Annotated in this window: 15 protein-coding genes; 10 read left to right on the forward strand and 5 right to left on the reverse strand. The window is 33.6% G+C overall.

The window, feature by feature from the left end; genetic code table 11:
- Positions 1-46 precede the first annotated feature (46 nt).
- Complete coding sequence (locus tag V5J73_RS04610) at positions 47-1,006, reverse strand: fasciclin domain-containing protein (RefSeq protein ID WP_338647925.1); 960 nt, start codon at positions 1,004-1,006, stop codon at positions 47-49.
- 463 nt (positions 1,007-1,469) lie between these two features.
- Between V5J73_RS04610 and V5J73_RS04615 the strand changes: the two genes are divergently transcribed.
- The 5 genes from V5J73_RS04615 to V5J73_RS04635 all read left to right on the forward strand — a co-directional run bounded on the left by V5J73_RS04615 (position 1,470) and on the right by V5J73_RS04635 (position 6,577).
- Positions 1,470-2,186, forward strand: coding sequence for a toxin-antitoxin system YwqK family antitoxin (locus tag V5J73_RS04615; protein ID WP_338647927.1), 717 nt, complete (start codon positions 1,470-1,472; stop codon positions 2,184-2,186).
- 72 nt (positions 2,187-2,258) lie between these two features.
- The gene (gene mnmA, locus V5J73_RS04620; protein ID WP_338647928.1) at positions 2,259-3,446 is read left to right on the forward strand and encodes a tRNA 2-thiouridine(34) synthase MnmA; all 1,188 of its coding nucleotides are present in this window, start codon (positions 2,259-2,261) and stop codon (positions 3,444-3,446) included.
- Between the two features lie 135 nt (positions 3,447-3,581).
- The gene (locus V5J73_RS04625) at positions 3,582-5,198 is read left to right on the forward strand and encodes a S8 family peptidase (protein WP_338647929.1); all 1,617 of its coding nucleotides are present in this window, start codon (positions 3,582-3,584) and stop codon (positions 5,196-5,198) included.
- A 12-nt stretch (positions 5,199-5,210) separates the two neighbouring features.
- Positions 5,211-6,155: an NAD(P)H-dependent flavin oxidoreductase gene (locus V5J73_RS04630; RefSeq protein WP_338647930.1), complete on the forward strand. Its 945-nt coding sequence runs from the start codon at positions 5,211-5,213 to the stop codon at positions 6,153-6,155.
- Positions 6,156-6,166: 11 nt separating this feature from the next.
- Positions 6,167-6,577 (forward strand): hypothetical protein, encoded by a 411-nt coding sequence (locus V5J73_RS04635; protein WP_338647931.1) that lies wholly within the window; start codon positions 6,167-6,169, stop codon positions 6,575-6,577.
- Positions 6,578-6,668: 91 nt separating this feature from the next.
- Here the strand turns inward: V5J73_RS04635 and V5J73_RS04640 are convergent, their stop codons facing one another.
- Positions 6,669-7,109, reverse strand: a complete 441-nt coding sequence (locus tag V5J73_RS04640) for a DUF4268 domain-containing protein (RefSeq protein ID WP_338647932.1) — start codon at positions 7,107-7,109, stop codon at positions 6,669-6,671.
- 94 nt (positions 7,110-7,203) lie between these two features.
- Between V5J73_RS04640 and V5J73_RS04645 the strand changes: the two genes are divergently transcribed.
- On the forward strand, positions 7,204-7,845 hold the full coding sequence (locus V5J73_RS04645; protein ID WP_338647934.1) for an NUDIX hydrolase: 642 nt from the start codon (positions 7,204-7,206) through the stop codon (positions 7,843-7,845).
- 138 nt (positions 7,846-7,983) lie between these two features.
- A complete protein-coding gene (locus tag V5J73_RS04650; RefSeq protein WP_338647936.1) occupies positions 7,984-8,793 on the forward strand; it encodes a lysophospholipid acyltransferase family protein in 810 nt (269 codons plus the stop codon).
- Between the two features lie 37 nt (positions 8,794-8,830).
- On the opposite strand, the gene V5J73_RS04655 is transcribed toward V5J73_RS04650, so the two are convergent.
- Positions 8,831-9,463 (reverse strand): hypothetical protein, encoded by a 633-nt coding sequence (locus V5J73_RS04655; RefSeq protein ID WP_338647937.1) that lies wholly within the window; start codon positions 9,461-9,463, stop codon positions 8,831-8,833.
- Positions 9,460-9,963, reverse strand: coding sequence for an RNA polymerase sigma factor (locus V5J73_RS04660; protein WP_338647939.1), 504 nt, complete (start codon positions 9,961-9,963; stop codon positions 9,460-9,462). The genes V5J73_RS04655 and V5J73_RS04660 overlap by 4 nt, the downstream gene beginning before the upstream one ends.
- Positions 9,964-10,250: 287 nt before the next feature.
- On the opposite strand from V5J73_RS04660, the gene V5J73_RS04665 reads away from it, so the two are divergent.
- On the forward strand, positions 10,251-11,555 hold the full coding sequence (locus V5J73_RS04665; protein WP_338647940.1) for an NAD(P)/FAD-dependent oxidoreductase: 1,305 nt from the start codon (positions 10,251-10,253) through the stop codon (positions 11,553-11,555).
- 270 nt (positions 11,556-11,825) lie between these two features.
- Positions 11,826-13,046, forward strand: a complete 1,221-nt coding sequence (locus V5J73_RS04670) for a 3-oxoacyl-[acyl-carrier-protein] synthase III C-terminal domain-containing protein (RefSeq protein WP_338647942.1) — start codon at positions 11,826-11,828, stop codon at positions 13,044-13,046.
- Between the two features lie 53 nt (positions 13,047-13,099).
- On the opposite strand, the gene V5J73_RS04675 is transcribed toward V5J73_RS04670, so the two are convergent.
- Positions 13,100-14,110 carry a DUF3810 domain-containing protein gene (locus V5J73_RS04675; protein WP_445236413.1) on the reverse strand — a complete coding sequence of 337 codons (1,011 nt, stop codon included), beginning with the start codon at positions 14,108-14,110 and terminating at the stop codon, positions 13,100-13,102.
- A gap of 161 nt (positions 14,111-14,271) precedes the next feature.
- On the opposite strand from V5J73_RS04675, the gene V5J73_RS04680 reads away from it, so the two are divergent.
- Positions 14,272-15,735 carry an aminoacyl-histidine dipeptidase gene (locus tag V5J73_RS04680; RefSeq protein ID WP_338647944.1) on the forward strand — a complete coding sequence of 488 codons (1,464 nt, stop codon included), beginning with the start codon at positions 14,272-14,274 and terminating at the stop codon, positions 15,733-15,735.
- The last annotated feature ends 32 nt before the right edge of the window (positions 15,736-15,767 follow it).

Here is a 15,767-nt window from a genome sequence, read left to right on the forward strand (position 1 = left end):
TAAAAAAAGCTCTCAGAAATGAGAGCTTTTTTTTGTTCTAAAAAAATTAAAGAATGGGTAGTAATACTTTATCAATGGCATGAATCACTCCATTGGAACATTGGACATCAGTGATAATAATATTTGAAATCCTGTTATTAGCATCTTTAATTTTTGCACCTCCAGTAAGTTGTATGCTAAATGTTTGAGCTGGAGTAAGAATTGGAGTCACAACTTGTCCTTCGGTTAAACTAGCAGCTAACACATTAGCAGGACTTACCACATGGTATTGTAATACTTTAGTTAAGTTTGCAGCTGAAACACCCGCAATTCCTCCAGGAGCAAGTTCCGTATTCAAAGCTGTAAAAGCATTATTTGTAGGGGCAAAAACGGTGAATGGACCTGTTGCAGACAATGCGGTGATAAAATTAGGTTGACCAGAACGATTTAGGACACTTACTAAAGTGCTAAAATTAGCGTTTGCTGCAGCGTGAGTTACAATGGTAGGTAGATCAATGACTTTATCTACAATGTGAATCACTCCATTTGAAGCCATGATGTCAGCAGCAGTAACTGTTGCTACTCCATTTAGTTTTACTCCAGCAGATAGATCAACATACATACTAAGGTTATTTGTTGTTGATGCAGTTCCTTTGGCTAAAGTTTTAATATAACCTGTGCTTAAATCAGTAGATTTTACTGAACCCGAAACAACATGATTTAATAGTATTTGCGTCAAAGCCTCTTTTGGGACATCATTTATTGTTGCATAGGGAGTTGTGGCTAAAAAAGCGGTAAATGCTTCATTAGTAGGAGCAAAAACTGTGAATGGACCAGCGCCTTGTAAAGTAGTTGCTAATTCGGCTTTCGTTAGTGCTTGAACTAAGATGCTTAAATTTGCAGTAGCAACTGCTTTTCCGGTAATAGTGTTGTCAGTTACTTCAGTGTTGTCGTCATCACACGACACTGAAAAGATTGCGAATAATACAATCAGAACCAAATTCCTAATTTTAGATACATTTTTCATAGTGTTTGTTGTTTATTTGTTTCCACGAAAATAATAAATTGATTTTGTATTTTGTTTAATTTTTCAATAAAAAGAATAAACAAAATAAAAGTTTAATATTTTTTTTAGGTTTGTTTAATTTTTGTTTTTTGTGATTTCTAAGGTGCGTAAGTATTTGTTATGTAGCTGTATAAGTATTTTTGTTTGTTTTCGATTTATTCTTTTTCTAAAAAAAATAAGATTATGATTAAACAATTTATAATGATTGGTTTAAAGTAGTTATTGAACTAAATCCAAGAGTAGTTTTCCCGTAATCACTACTATTTAAAATTTGAAGTTGTTCCCTATTTTGCTATGTCTGAAATGAGAATCGTACTATTTTTATGAAATTTCGACTAATGTCCTACTATAATAAATTTGTAAATTTGCTGAAATAAAATAGTAGTTTATCAGTTTTATAGTAATACCTAAATGCATAGTAATAATGAATAAATATCAGATTAGTTTTTTTGCCTTTTTGAGTTTTGTGCTTTTCAGCCAAAATATATTATCACAAACGGATTCCAACAAGTTAGACGAGAAAGGGAAAAAGCATGGAGTATGGAAAGGATTTTATGAAGAATCAAAACGACCGCGATATGAAGGAACTTTTGAGCACGGAAAAGAAATTGGAATTTTTAGTTTTTTTGATGATACCAAAGCTAAATCTATAATAGCCACTAGAGAATTTAATGCAAAAGACAATTCAGCTTATACTATTTTTTATGATCAGAATAAAAATAAAGTAAGTGAAGGAAAAGTGGTCAATAAATTATTTGAAGGAGAATGGAAGTACTACCATCAAGCTTCTCCGGCTATTATGACTATAGAAAATTACGTAAATGGAAAGTTGGAAGGCTTGCGTACCGTTTTTTATCCTAGTGGTAAAATTGCTGAAGAAATAAGTTATAGAAACAATTTGAAAAATGGTTTTTATAAAAAATATACTGAAAAAGGAGTTGTACTTGAGGAGTCCATTTTCAAGAATAATAGGTATAGTGGTTTAGCTATCTTTAGCGATACAAATGGCAATGTAGTCTCTAAAGGACAGTTTGTAAATGGAAAAAAGTCAGGAATTTGGCAGTTTTTCGAAAAAGGAAAATTAGTCAAAGAAACGAATATGAGTTTACCTGAAAACGCTTCGAAGGTCAAAAATAATTAACGGTATCGTTAACAAATACTGTTGTAAATCTTTTGTAACTTTGCACTCTTGTAAAATTTTAATTTTTTGAAGATGAAGCGTGTTGTTGTTGGACTTTCTGGAGGTGTAGATTCAAGTGTTGCTGCATATTTATTGCAACAACAAGGGTATGAAGTTATAGGCCTTTTTATGAAAAATTGGCATGATGATTCGGTTACCATTTCTAATGAATGCCCGTGGTTAGAAGACAGTAACGACGCTTTGTTAGTGGCTGAAAAGTTAGGAATCCCTTTCCAAACAGTTGATTTAAGTGAAGAATATAAAGAGAAAATCGTGGACTATATGTTCAACGAATATGAAAAAGGACGTACTCCAAATCCTGACGTACTTTGTAATCGCGAAATAAAATTTGATGTTTTCATGAAAATTGCTTTAAGTCTTGGTGCTGATTATGTGGCAACAGGACATTACTGTCAAAAAAGCGAAATCGAAGTTAACGGCGAAACGGTTTATCAATTGAAAGCCGGTGCTGATACCAATAAAGATCAATCGTATTTTCTGTGTCAATTATCGCAAGAGCAATTGGCAAAATCATTATTTCCTATTGGAGAATTAACCAAGCCTGAAGTTCGTGAAATAGCAGCTCAAATGGATTTGATTACTGCTGAAAAGAAAGATTCTCAAGGATTATGTTTTATTGGAAAAGTACGTTTGCCTGAATTTTTACAGCAAAAATTACAGCCAAAAGACGGAGTTATAATTCAAATTGATAAAAACGACCCTATATATAGTTTAGAAAAAGAAGCAGAATTAACGATTGAAAATAGTTTATTATCTGAGGCTCGAAAAATTCCATATACTCTAGAAATGGGAAAAATAGTAGGAAAACATCAAGGTGCTCATTATTTTACCATTGGACAACGAAAAGGATTAAATGTTGGAGGAACGACTGATCCTTTGTTTATCATTGCCACTAATGTGGAAACCAATACGATTTATACTGGATTGACCAGTCAACACCCGGGATTATTCAAGAAAGCCTTGTTTATAGAAAAAACGGAAGTGCATTGGATTCGGGAAGACATGACTTTGGCTAATGGGGAAACTATGCAAGTAATGGCTAGAATTCGATACCGACAACCATTACAAAGTGCTACATTACATCAATTTGAAAACGGAATGTATGTTGCCTTTGATGAACCACAATCTGCAATAACAGAAGGGCAATTCGTAGCTTGGTATTTAGGGGAAGAATTAGTTGGTTCGGGAGTAATTTCATAGTTTAGTGTTTTATTAATTGATAAGGAATAAAAAAACAAATGCTTTTCTGGGATTTAGTAGATTCTACCAAATAATGATGATGATTCAATCCTGACAATAGTTAGCATTTTTAGAACCAAAAAAATAAAGTTAACTATGAAAAAAATCTATACATTTCTTTTTTTATTGATTGCATCGGCTGTTTTTTCTCAACAAGATGCTTGGATCTATTTTAATGCAAAACCAAATTCTCAATTTTATTTTGATTCTCCTTTGGAAATGCTAACTCAAAGAGCATTAGACAGAAGAGCAAATCAAAATATTGCTATCGATTTTAAAGATATTCCAGTTGAGGAATCTTATATCGATCAAGTAAAATTAGCTTCGGGAATCACTGTTATGGCAAAATCTAAATGGATGAACGCAGTTCATGTTCGTGGTTCACAAGCGAACATAAATGCCTTAGCAATGCTTTCTTTTGTTAGTAAGGTTGATTTTGCGGATAACTCGTTGAATCAATCGGCAAAAATTGCGAAGCCTTCAAAAAGAGCAAAAGTCAATAAGACGAGTAAGACAAAAATTAACTATTCCTACGGTTCTTCATTGAATCAAATCCAGATGCTTAACGGACACTTATTACACCAGCAAGATTATACGGGTTCCGGTAAAATAATAGCTGTTTTAGATGCTGGATTTCCCGGAGTAAATACAGCTCAACCTTTTGAAAGATTAAGATCTAATAATAGGATTTTAGGTGGTTATAATTTTGTTTTAAGAGATTCTGATTTTTATACGGGAGTTTCACACGGAACTTCGGTACTTTCTTCAATGGGTGGTTACAAAGAAAATTCGTTAGTAGGAACAGCGCCAGACGCCTCTTATTATTTGTTTATTACTGAAGATGATACCTCTGAAAACCCTGTTGAAGAATCGCTTTGGGTTGAGGCAGCAGAAAGAGCAGACAGTTTAGGAGTGGATATTATCAATACTTCTTTGGGGTACTTTGATTATGATAACGATGCCTACAGTCACACTTACAGTCAAATGAATGGTACAACGACATTCATGTCTCGTGCTGCGGAAATTGCTTTTAGCAGAGGAATGATTTTAGTAACTTCTGCAGGTAATTCTGGTGGTACTTCAAATCCAAATATTGCTGTTCCCGCCGATGCTGCTTCAGTAATTGCAGTAGGTGCTGTAAATTCTTCAGAAGTAGTGACCTCATTTAGTTCAATTGGTCCTTCTTTTGACGGAAGAATAAAACCTGAGGTAATGGCACAAGGACAAGAAGCAATAGTCTCAGATCCTGCAGGTAATATAGTAACTGCTAATGGTACTTCTTTTTCAAGTCCAATAATGGCTGGAATGATTGCTTGTTTGTGGCAGGCATTTCCTCAAAAAACAAATCGGGAAATTAGAGATTTGATACTCAAATCATCAGATAGATTTTCAGCTCCCAACAATCAATATGGATTTGGAATTCCTGATTTTGCTTTAGCTGCAAGTAACTTATTGTCATTAGAATCTGTTTCTAAAGATGATTTTATAGTGTATCCTAATCCAGCAAGTGATACTATTTCCGTTTCTTTACCAGCGAATTTTGGCGATGGAACTTTATTTATTTACTCCATTTTAGGACAAAAAATAGTAGAGCAAAAAATAACGGCTGATAGGCCTATCATTTCATTGAAATCATTGAATGAAGGTGTATATCTGTATAAAATGGAATCAGATGGTTTTTCTAAAACAGGAAAAATCATTAAAAAATTATAGCATCATAAGCACATGAATAGAATCACGGAACTTTTTAAAATTAAATATCCAATTATTCAAGGAGGAATGATTTGGAATAGTGGTTATAAATTAGCAAGTGCAGTAAGTAATGCAGGAGGTTTAGGATTGATTGGAGCTGGTTCCATGTATCCTGAAGTGCTGCGCGAACACATTCAAAAATGTAAAAAGGCCACTTCAAAACCTTTTGGAGTAAATGTTCCGATGTTGTATCCCAATATCGAAGAAATCATGAAAATCATCGTTGATGAAGGAGTGAAAATCGTTTTTACTTCGGCTGGGAACCCAAAAACATGGACGGCTTATTTGAAAGAGAATGGTATAACTGTTGTTCATGTAGTGAGCAGTTCTGTTTTTGCATTAAAAGCGCAGGATGCAGGAGTTGATGCAATTGTTGCCGAGGGTTTTGAAGCCGGCGGGCATAATGGTAGAGAGGAAACAACTACATTAACACTGATTCCCATGGTGAAACAAGCAATTACTATTCCGTTGATTGCTGCGGGAGGTATTGCTACTGGTCGTAGTATGCTGGCAACTATGATATTGGGCGCTGATGGGGTTCAGGTAGGAAGTAGATTTGCAGCCTCAGTAGAGTCATCTGCGCATGAAAATTTTAAGGAAACCATCGTTAATGTTAAAGAAGGGGATACTCAGCTCACTTTAAAAGAACTTGCTCCTGTTCGATTGATTAAAAATAAATTTTATCAGGATGTTCAGCGATTGTATGAAAAATGTCCAACTAAAGAAGAATTAATAGATTTGCTTGGAAGAGCAAGAGCAAAACGCGGGATGTTTGAAGGTGATTTAATAGAAGGAGAATTAGAGATAGGACAAATAGCAGGGTTAATTCATGATATCAAACCAGCAGCAACAATTATTGATGAAATGATAATTGATTTTGAAACCGCTAGAAAAGAAATGATTCATTTTGATTTTTAATTGATTAAGGAATGATAAAGACAAAAATATATATAGTATTGCTTTTTTTAGTAATGGGATTGCAATATTCCTTTGGTCAAAATTATAAATTTAAAACTTCGGGTTTTAGTGTTTTAGAAAAAACAGAAAAGGGAAAATGGGGCAAGTGGTCTGATTTAGATTTGGTCAATATTTTAGTCACATTGGATACCGATAAAAATAGAATAGTAGTTTATTCTCAAATCATTCAGTTGTTTGAAATCATTGATTATCAAACCATTGAGGAGAATGATACTGATATTGTTTATTCGTTTACCTGCAAGAATAATGAAGGTTTAGATTGTACGGTTTCTATAATTACCCGAAAAAAACAAGATAATAGGAAGCAATTGTATATCAACTATGAAGACCGGATTATTGTGTATAATATTTTTAATATGTGATGATTTGCATAAAAAAACGCTTCCTTTTGAAAGATTTAATCATTCAAACTGAAGCGTTTTCTAATATTAATTACTACATCAAGGTTAGAATTTAAAGCTTTTCAATGTCTTTTATAAATTCATCGTATTCTAAATAAAATAGTTCCAGAGCATTCATTTTCTCATTATAAAAGTCAAATATTTCATCCCAATAGTTGCGATTGCTCACACCGACTCCTAGTTTTTCAACCCAAATTCTGCTAATAGTTTTGCCACTTTCAAGTGTATGTTCTTTTTCGAAAACTAAGTCTTTTATGAATTCCTCTTCAAGAATAGTTTTTAGTGCTTCTAGTTTTTCGAAATAGGCAATTCTTTTTTCGTCGTTACGGTGTTCAATATCGATTAAAACTTGAGCTTTTTTATTGTCTACATAAAATTTAAAAGAGAAATCCTTGATTTTAGTGTCATATAAAACCCATTTTCGGGGATATTTTTCTGCGAATGCAATCCAGAATTCTCGCTTTAATCGTTGTGTTTCTTCTTTGCTATACATTGATAATTACTTTTTGGTTATAGAAAAACTTGTGCAATTGTATTTTCTAAACTATATTTATGAGCGGTTTTGTATGCAAAAATAGACTTTGATTATGAATTTTCAAGAATTTTTACGGTATGTTCCTAAATTAATTGAAGCAAGACTTCCAGCTTTTGATGCACATATAAAAATGGCGCCTTTAGAGCGATTAGAAAGCTTAAAAAATAGTAATATTGAAGATAAAAATCCAAGAATAGCAGCTGTAATGATGCTTTTTTATCCTAAAAATGAAAGAACACATTTGGTATTGATTGTCCGAAATTCCTATAAAGGGGTTCATTCGGCACAAATCGCATTTCCAGGTGGAAAATATGAGCTAGAAGATAAAGATTTTGCAGATACTGCACTTCGGGAAACGCACGAAGAGGTTGGAATTCATCCAGATAAAATTGAGATTTTGAAACCATTTACAGAATTATATATCCCGCCAAGTAACTTCATGGTTCATCCTTTTTTGGGTATAAGTAAAGAAGAACTAGTGTTTGTACCACAACCTTCTGAAGTGGCAAATATTATCGAATTGCCGCTGTCGGTTTTCCTAGATGATGCACTTGTTGTCGATACAAATTTATCTACTTCCTACGCAGATGATATTAGTATTCCAGCTTTTAAAATTGAAGAGCATATTGTATGGGGAGCTACAGCTATGATGTTGAGTGAGTTAAAGGAGGTTTTAAAAGAGGTTTTAAGATGAAAAAGAAAATTTGGAGGGCAGGTAAGGTCTAGTAAATACAGTGTTTTTTTTTAAGAGTTCTATTGAATTCAGCAACCAACTTCAAATATAAATTTCGTAAGTTTGTAATCCAAATTCACAAAAAAAATACACAATTTTATGGGATTGTTGAAGCGAAATCCTTTCGGACACCTATTATTTATAAAAAAATGGCTAATCCGAATCTTCGGAGCCATGACGCATAGACGGTATAGAGGATTTAATGAATTGCAAATTGAGGGTTCAGAAATAATCAGAAATTTACCAGATTCGAACGTGCTTTTTATATCTAATCATCAAACCTATTTTGCAGATGTAGTTGCTATGTTTCATGTTTTTAATGCGAGTTTGAGCGGTCGTGAAGATTCCATCAAGAACGTTTGTTATTTATGGCAACCTAAAATGAATATCTATTACGTCGCTGCGAAGGAAACGATGAGGGCTGGATTATTGCCAAGAATAATGGCATATGCTGGAGCTATCTCTGTAGAGCGCACTTGGCGTGCCAAAGGAGTTGATGTTCAGGAGAAAAAAGACATTAATCCTAACGATACGGAGAATATCAAAATTGCTTTAGCTGACGGTTGGGTAATTACTTTTCCGCAAGGAACTACAAAATCGTTTAAACCAGTTCGTAAAGGAACTGCACATATTATTAAACAACATAGGCCTATAGTGGTTCCTATTGTTATTGATGGTTTTCGTCGTTCTTTCGACAAGAAAGGAATCCGTATGAAGAAAAAAGGAATTCTACAATCGTTTATTATCAAAGAACCTCTGGATATTGATTATGATAATGATACAATCGAGGAAATTGTAGAAAAAGTAGAATATGCAATTGAGCAACATCCTTCATTCCTAAAAGTGATTCCTGCTGAAGAAATTAAAGAACAGGAAGAGTTGAATCGATTACGAAAATGGGAATATTAAAATAAAAAAAAGAGTTCACCACGGTGAACTCTTTTTTTTATAAATCTATCTTTTTCAATTCTTTATAATTAGCATACAACCTTCGTAGTAGTATACCATATACAACTCTGTAAAACAACCAAAAGGCTCCAAAGAATACTAAAGTAGTCAGAGCCAGAAACCCTACAGTTATTGCCATCACTTTTCCATTAGAGGCAATTTTATCTTTCAGGATGCTCATCTCGGGATTATAAACAAAAGCAATTATAAACCCTATGATTAAACTTACTACTAACATCCCCAGATTGTACCAAACGTAATATTGAACCGTTTTTCGAGTTTTTAAAATGTCTTGCATTAATTGTTTTGTTGATGCAGTGGTCGAAATAGTTTTGTAATTTTTATAAAATAAATAGATAAAAAACAATATCACGCCATAATTAAAATAAGCAAATACTTCAAAGTATTGAATTAACTCACCATGCTTCATTTTTATTAAATAATCATCACTGTTAAAACAGAGACTTAGACACGTCCACAATAAAACTTCCAAAATACTAATGATCAAAATCCACTTCACAATCGAAGATGATTTTTTATGAATCATTTTATAAATCTCAATTTCTGTTACTTGTTCAAAAGAATTATCATTCTTCTGCCAGTCTTTTTTTAATAAATCCAGCTCTTTCATACGCCTAATGGATTTAATATTTTTTTTAATTTCCCTTTAATTCTATTCATTTTCACCCTTGCATTTACTTCGCTAATTCCTAATGTTTCTGATATTTCCTGGTAATCCTTATCTTCCAGATACATAAATATCAATGCCTTCTCAATGTCATTCAGCTGATAAACCGCTTTATACATTAGTTTTAATTGTTCTTCCTCCTCATAATCATATTCAACATCATTCAGGAAATGTTGTCGTCCTTCAAATTCGATAGTATTTATGGATCGTTTTGTTTTTCGGTACAAAGTAATTGCCGTATTCAGCGCGACTCGATAGGCCCATGTAGAAAATTTACTTTCGCCCCTAAATTTTGGAAAAGCCTTCCATAACTGAATCGTAATTTCCTGAAACAAATCCTTATGAGCATCATCGCCATTAGTATACAACCTACAAATCTTGTGGATTATATTCTGATTTTCCTGCAACTGCTTTACAAAAGAATGTTCTAGATTATCACTCATATATACGTTAGTAAACCAATACTGGTTTTTGTTACAAAGTAGCACATTTTTTTTAGTAGCACAACAGTATTCATTTCATAATTATGATTCGTCCCTCTGTATATTACAATCTTTATTTTCTGAAAAATCAGAAAAATAAAGGATTTCCATTGCCATCGGGGCTAGTTTACACGTTTAGTTTCCTGAAAACCTTTTCCATAAAACAAAAATTTCGATACTATTTGATGAAATTCAACAATAGAAAACATCGTATCTTTGAGTATCAACAATTCAGAATTTTTTTAAACATGAACATCCCAAATTCAGCTCTACCCAGAATAGTTATCATTGGCGGAGGTTTCGCAGGAATTGCATTAGCCAAAAAACTAAAAAATAAAAAAGTTCAGGTTGTCCTTTTAGACAAACACAATTACCATACCTTTCAACCTTTATTATATCAAGTAGCAACTGGCGGTCTCGAAGCAGGCTCCATTGCATACCCAATCCGAAAAGTAATTCAGGAATACGATGACGTTTACTTTAGGCTCACCAACGTCCAAGAAATCGATACGAAAAACCAAAAAATAATTACCGAAATTGGAGAATTAAAGTACGATTATCTGGTGATTGCCACGGGCTCCAAAACTAATTATTTTGGCAATAAAGAAATCGAGCGCAACAGTATGGCAATGAAAACCATACCACAATCGCTCAATATTAGAAGTCTAATTTTAGAAAATTTCGAGCAAGCCGTTTTAACCACCGATGTAGGGGAACAAAATAGTCTCATTAATTTTGTACTAGTAGGTGGCGGACCAACAGGAGTAGAGTTAGCAGGCGCTTTGGCCGAAATGAAAAAAGCAATTCTCCAAAAAGATTATCCTGATCTTGATATCGCCAAAATGCAAATAAATTTGATTCAAAGTGGAGATAGGATCTTAAATACTATGAGTGAAGAATCCTCTCAAGCTGCCGAAAAATTTCTAACGAGTTTAGGAGTTAAAATCTGGAAAAACGTACGTGTTACTAATTACGACGGACGCACCATTATCACAAATTCTGATTTGACTTTTGAAACTGCCACTGTAATCTGGACTGCCGGCGTTCAAGGTGCACTTGTGGCTGGATTGGATGGTAAATCTTTAGTTGAAAAAGTAGAACGCATCAGAGTTAATGAGTACAGTCAGGTGATTGGTTATAATAATATTTTTGCCATAGGTGATATTGCCTCAATGGAGTCCGAAACCTATCCGCAAGGACATCCCATGATGGCGCAACCAGCGATGCAGCAAGGAGAATTATTGGGTGAAAACCTGGTGAAATTAATAGAAAACAAACCAATGGAAGCTTTTCAATACAATGATAAAGGTTCTATGGCAACGATAGGAAGAAATAAAGCGGTTGTAGATTTACCAAAATATCATTTCAGTGGTATTTTCGCCTGGTTTGTATGGATGTTTGTCCACTTGTTTTCGCTTATTGGGTTTAAAAATAAAGCAGTAGTTTTCTTAAATTGGGTGTACAATTACATTCGTTTTGATCGTGAAGGACGTTTAATTATACGACCGTATAAAAAGAAAAGTTTCACGACATTTACAAGTGATGAAGTTTAAATAAATTTTTTAAGATAAAGACAATTTGTGTATAAAAATAATAATTTTTCATGCTGTGTTTTTATTCTTACATAGTTAAAAATTAGTACTTAAAAGCGTGTAGAGTAATTCTTATAACTATTTGATAATCAGTTTTTTAACAAAATTATAATAATTGTAATTAATTGAAAATCAATAAGTTAGTCTTTGAAGAATGATTTGGCATTTTAATTGGATTTTTTTGAATGATTTTTGATTTAATTTTATAGTTCAATTAAAATTCAGGAGATAATGAAAAACGTTATACTTTCCAATTTTCACCCTATTCTAGTAGGTAAATTGATAGACCAGAAAAAGCTAAATCAATACACAAAATTTTTATATTATCACTTTCAGAACCTTCCAAAATTCGGTCTAACAGGAAATGGGGCTTTTGATAATGAACCTATTACTTTTGAGCTTATATCCGATCAGGTGGATAAGTATGCTGTTTCTTCTGAGAGTATTAATAGTAGACAAAGTATTATTTTTGAGGAAGTAGAGGATTTTATTGAGCATATAATGGAAGTTACTTCTCCTTCAGGATATCATTTTCCTGCTGGTTTCGAAGTGAAATCTGGAAATCTTTATGGACCTAAAATTGAGGTTCGTATGGAATGGTTCAAAAGAAAAATGGGATATGTTTTTGATCAATTTTATTTAAAAACCAATACAAGTCCAGAAAATCTCATACATGTTACTTGCTCGGGTTATTCTTCGCCAAGTGTCGCTCAAGAGGCAGTAATAGATAGGGATTGGGAAACGGTACAAGTTACGCATTCCTATCACATGGGCTGTTATGGAGCTTTTCCGGCAATTCGTACAGGAAGAAGTTTGCTGTGTGCCAGTTCAACTAAAGGTAGGGTAGATGTGGTTCACACAGAATTATTATCAGCACATTTAAACCTGACTGAATTTTCGAATTCAAATATTATGATTTGTTCCCTTTTCGCAGATGGATTTATTGGGTATTCCTTGTTCGATGAAGAATCTTTTTTGAATGATGATGCATTTCCAGAGAAAAAAGGACTACGAATTTTAGCGGCTCATGAAGTCATCATACCAGATTCGTTAGAGGATATGTCTTGGGATTTAGGAGAATATAATTTTTTAATGACGTTGTCTAAGCGAGTGCCCGTTTTTATTCGTAAAAATATAAAACCTTTTTTGACTACACTTTGTAATAAAGGGAATGTCAATCTTGAAGACCAAAAAGGGAATATGCATTTTGCAATACATCCAGGCGGACCAAAAATCATTGATTATGTTATAGATGCCATTGGTTTGGCAAAAGAACAAGCCAATTGGTCTTATGAAATTTTGCGCCGTCAGGGGAACATGTCTTCTGCCACGATTCCACATATTTTTAATGAAATTATAAACGACTCAAACATTGAATCAGGAAAGAAAATTGTAGCAATGGCATTTGGTCCAGGACTTACTGCTACTGGTTTGTTATTGGAAAAACTATAATTTTAAAGATAAATATTAAACCTAATTTGTTTTGATTAGTTTTTACGTGTAACTCATAGCTTTCTTTCTTGGTAGTAGTTTACCATTAAATTTACAAATTTACTATAGCCTTCTAAGCCATCTTTTTGCTGATTTATTTTTAGAAATCTATCGTAAAAAGCATGAAAACCCTTGTCAATAATAGTATCGTACTGCTTCCAAAAATGCTCACTTTCTTTGTAGTTTTTTAAAATTCCGGGATGTATAGTCTTCATTAATTGTTTGAAAATCTTCTCGTCACGTGCTTGCCAATTGCCTAAGCAATACCGCAAGGCCATACTGTAACCCGAATATTGAATGTATACATTATCATTTTTTATGGATGCTAAGAATCCAATAAAGTTGCATTCACTTTCACTGGCAAAACCCATTTGATGTGCCATTTCATGATTAGTAGTCATGGGGAAACTGTACATTGGCCCCAGATAATTAACTTGTGCTTCATTCGTAAACGGATTCAAATAGCCACCAAAACCCATATAGGTCAATGGCAAACTGATGATTGATTTTTTGGTGCTTAAATGGGTATACGTGAAATACGGATGTTCTTCGGCTAGTTTTTTGTATCCATTCAAATTCATCTTGAAAACTTGATTTTGAGAATACGGGAATACTACTTTTAAGCTGTCGTTTTTTGTAATCTGTTTTTGGATGGCGTTTGTTTTAGCGATTAACTTTTTGGTGAAAACCAATAAATCAGCATCTGAATACTCTTTTTTAATCTCCATTTTTTCAAAAAGTGGTTGGCGGTAATAATTCAACGCCCACAGTGAATGAAATAAGAAATAGAACACTGAAACAAAACTTAGTATAGATATTATATTGTTTTTCCATTTTAATTTCCAAGATTTTCGTTGGTTCCAAAACCATTTCAGAATAAAACTAATGGCAACAATATAAATTAAATCCCCCAAAGAAAACGGAATGCTGCCCAATGCTGATCTTGAAAATTTTGAAAGTATTGGATAAAAACCAGTACTGTAAAACTGTTCCACTTGTAGCGGAAAATAGGGTAGTACCTGCAAAATTAATATTTGGACAAAAAGAAAGAAAGAAAGGAAATATTTTGTTCGCACAGCATGAATTTTAGTAGTGTAAATATAATTACAATATCAATTAGTATCGATAAAGAATTTAAACTTTGTAACTTTGGGCTTTGTAAATGTTAAACCTCAAACAAAAATAAATGAGTCAAGAAATAAGAAATCTGGAACCAAAAGCGCTTTGGAATAAGTTTGCCGATTTGAATGCTGTACCACGTCCTTCTAAAAAAGAAGACCGGGTAATTGCATTCATGAAAAACTTTGGCGAGAGCCTTGGATTAGAGACTTTTGAAGATGAAATTCGCAATGTAATCATACGTAAACCTTCAACCGCAGGAATGGAAAACCGAAAAGCAATCGTACTTCAAGGGCATTTGGATATGGTACACCAAAAAAATTCGGATACCGTTTTTGATTTCGATACACAAGGAATCGATATGTATGTGGATGGAGATTGGGTTCGTGCTCGCGGAACAACTCTTGGTGCAGATAATGGTCTTGGAGTTGCTGCTATCATGGCAATCTTGGAAAGTACTGATATTCCACATCCTGCCATTGAAGCTTTGTTTACTATTGACGAGGAAACGGGAATGACAGGAGCGTTGAATTTAAAAGGAGGTGTTTTACAAGGTCAAATCCTTTTGAACTTAGATACTGAAGAGGATGATGAAATAGATATTGGTTGTGCAGGAGGAATTGATGTGACCGCTACTGCTGAATATGATGAAGAGGAAACTCCGGAAGGTTCTGTAGGATATACGATTACTGTAAAAGGCTTGAAAGGTGGACATTCTGGAATGGATATTCACAAAGGGCTGGGTAATGCCAATAAAATCATGAACCGATTGTTATTTGATGGTTTTGATAATTTTGGTTTGCAAATATCCGAAATAAAAGGTGGAAGTTTACGTAATGCGATTCCCCGTGAAAGTCAAGCAAAAGTAATTATTGCCGAAGTGTATGATGAAGCTTTTGTTTTTGACATGCAGCAAATTGTAAACGAAATTAAAACGGAGCTAAAAACAACAGAACCAAATTTAGAAGTTGTTTTTGAAAAAATGGAGGTAACTCCTGTTAAAGTAATGCCTTCAATTGCTCAGTTTTACTTTGTAAGAGCAATGTATACTGCTCATAATGGTGTTTATAGAATGAGTGCCGATTTTGACGATTTAGTAGAAACATCCAACAATATTGCAAAAGTAATAGTAGGTGAAGGACAACTTTCTGTACAATGTTTGACACGTTCTTCAGTTGAAACCTCTAAATTTGATTTAGCTAACGCGTTGCGTTCTGCTTTTGAATTAATGGGTTGTGAAGTAGAATTTTCAGGTTCTTATCCGGGTTGGACGCCAAATTCTAAATCAGAGATTTTAGATGTTTTAGTTCCAATTTATGAAAAACAAAACGGCGAAAAACCAAAAGTAGTTGCTTGTCACGCTGGTTTAGAATGTGGGATTCTGGGAACTAATTATCCTGATATGGACATGATTTCTTTTGGACCAACAATTCATGGAGCACATTCCCCAGATGAAAGAGCAAGTATTTCTTCTTCTCAGAAATTCTGGAAATTTTTACTTGAAATACTAGCCAATATTCCGGTGAAATAGTATTCAGTGTTCAGTATTAAAAAAAAATAGTG

It is taken from the genome of Flavobacterium sp. KS-LB2, assembly GCF_036895565.1.
GTDB lineage: Bacteria > Bacteroidota > Bacteroidia > Flavobacteriales > Flavobacteriaceae > Flavobacterium.

Coding starts and splice junctions, on each gene's coding strand:
- V5J73_RS04610 (WP_338647925.1), bottom strand. CDS start 1,006: ATGAAAAATGTATCTAAAATTAGGAATTTGGTTCTGATTGTATTATTC.
- V5J73_RS04615 (WP_338647927.1), top strand. CDS start 1,470: ATGAATAAATATCAGATTAGTTTTTTTGCCTTTTTGAGTTTTGTGCTT.
- mnmA (WP_338647928.1), top strand. CDS start 2,259: ATGAAGCGTGTTGTTGTTGGACTTTCTGGAGGTGTAGATTCAAGTGTT.
- V5J73_RS04625 (WP_338647929.1), top strand. CDS start 3,582: ATGAAAAAAATCTATACATTTCTTTTTTTATTGATTGCATCGGCTGTT.
- V5J73_RS04630 (WP_338647930.1), top strand. CDS start 5,211: ATGAATAGAATCACGGAACTTTTTAAAATTAAATATCCAATTATTCAA.
- V5J73_RS04635 (WP_338647931.1), top strand. CDS start 6,167: ATGATAAAGACAAAAATATATATAGTATTGCTTTTTTTAGTAATGGGA.
- V5J73_RS04640 (WP_338647932.1), bottom strand. CDS start 7,109: ATGTATAGCAAAGAAGAAACACAACGATTAAAGCGAGAATTCTGGATT.
- V5J73_RS04645 (WP_338647934.1), top strand. CDS start 7,204: ATGAATTTTCAAGAATTTTTACGGTATGTTCCTAAATTAATTGAAGCA.
- V5J73_RS04650 (WP_338647936.1), top strand. CDS start 7,984: ATGGGATTGTTGAAGCGAAATCCTTTCGGACACCTATTATTTATAAAA.
- V5J73_RS04655 (WP_338647937.1), bottom strand. CDS start 9,463: ATGAAAGAGCTGGATTTATTAAAAAAAGACTGGCAGAAGAATGATAAT.
- V5J73_RS04660 (WP_338647939.1), bottom strand. CDS start 9,963: ATGAGTGATAATCTAGAACATTCTTTTGTAAAGCAGTTGCAGGAAAAT.
- V5J73_RS04665 (WP_338647940.1), top strand. CDS start 10,251: ATGAACATCCCAAATTCAGCTCTACCCAGAATAGTTATCATTGGCGGA.
- V5J73_RS04670 (WP_338647942.1), top strand. CDS start 11,826: ATGAAAAACGTTATACTTTCCAATTTTCACCCTATTCTAGTAGGTAAA.
- V5J73_RS04680 (WP_338647944.1), top strand. CDS start 14,272: ATGAGTCAAGAAATAAGAAATCTGGAACCAAAAGCGCTTTGGAATAAG.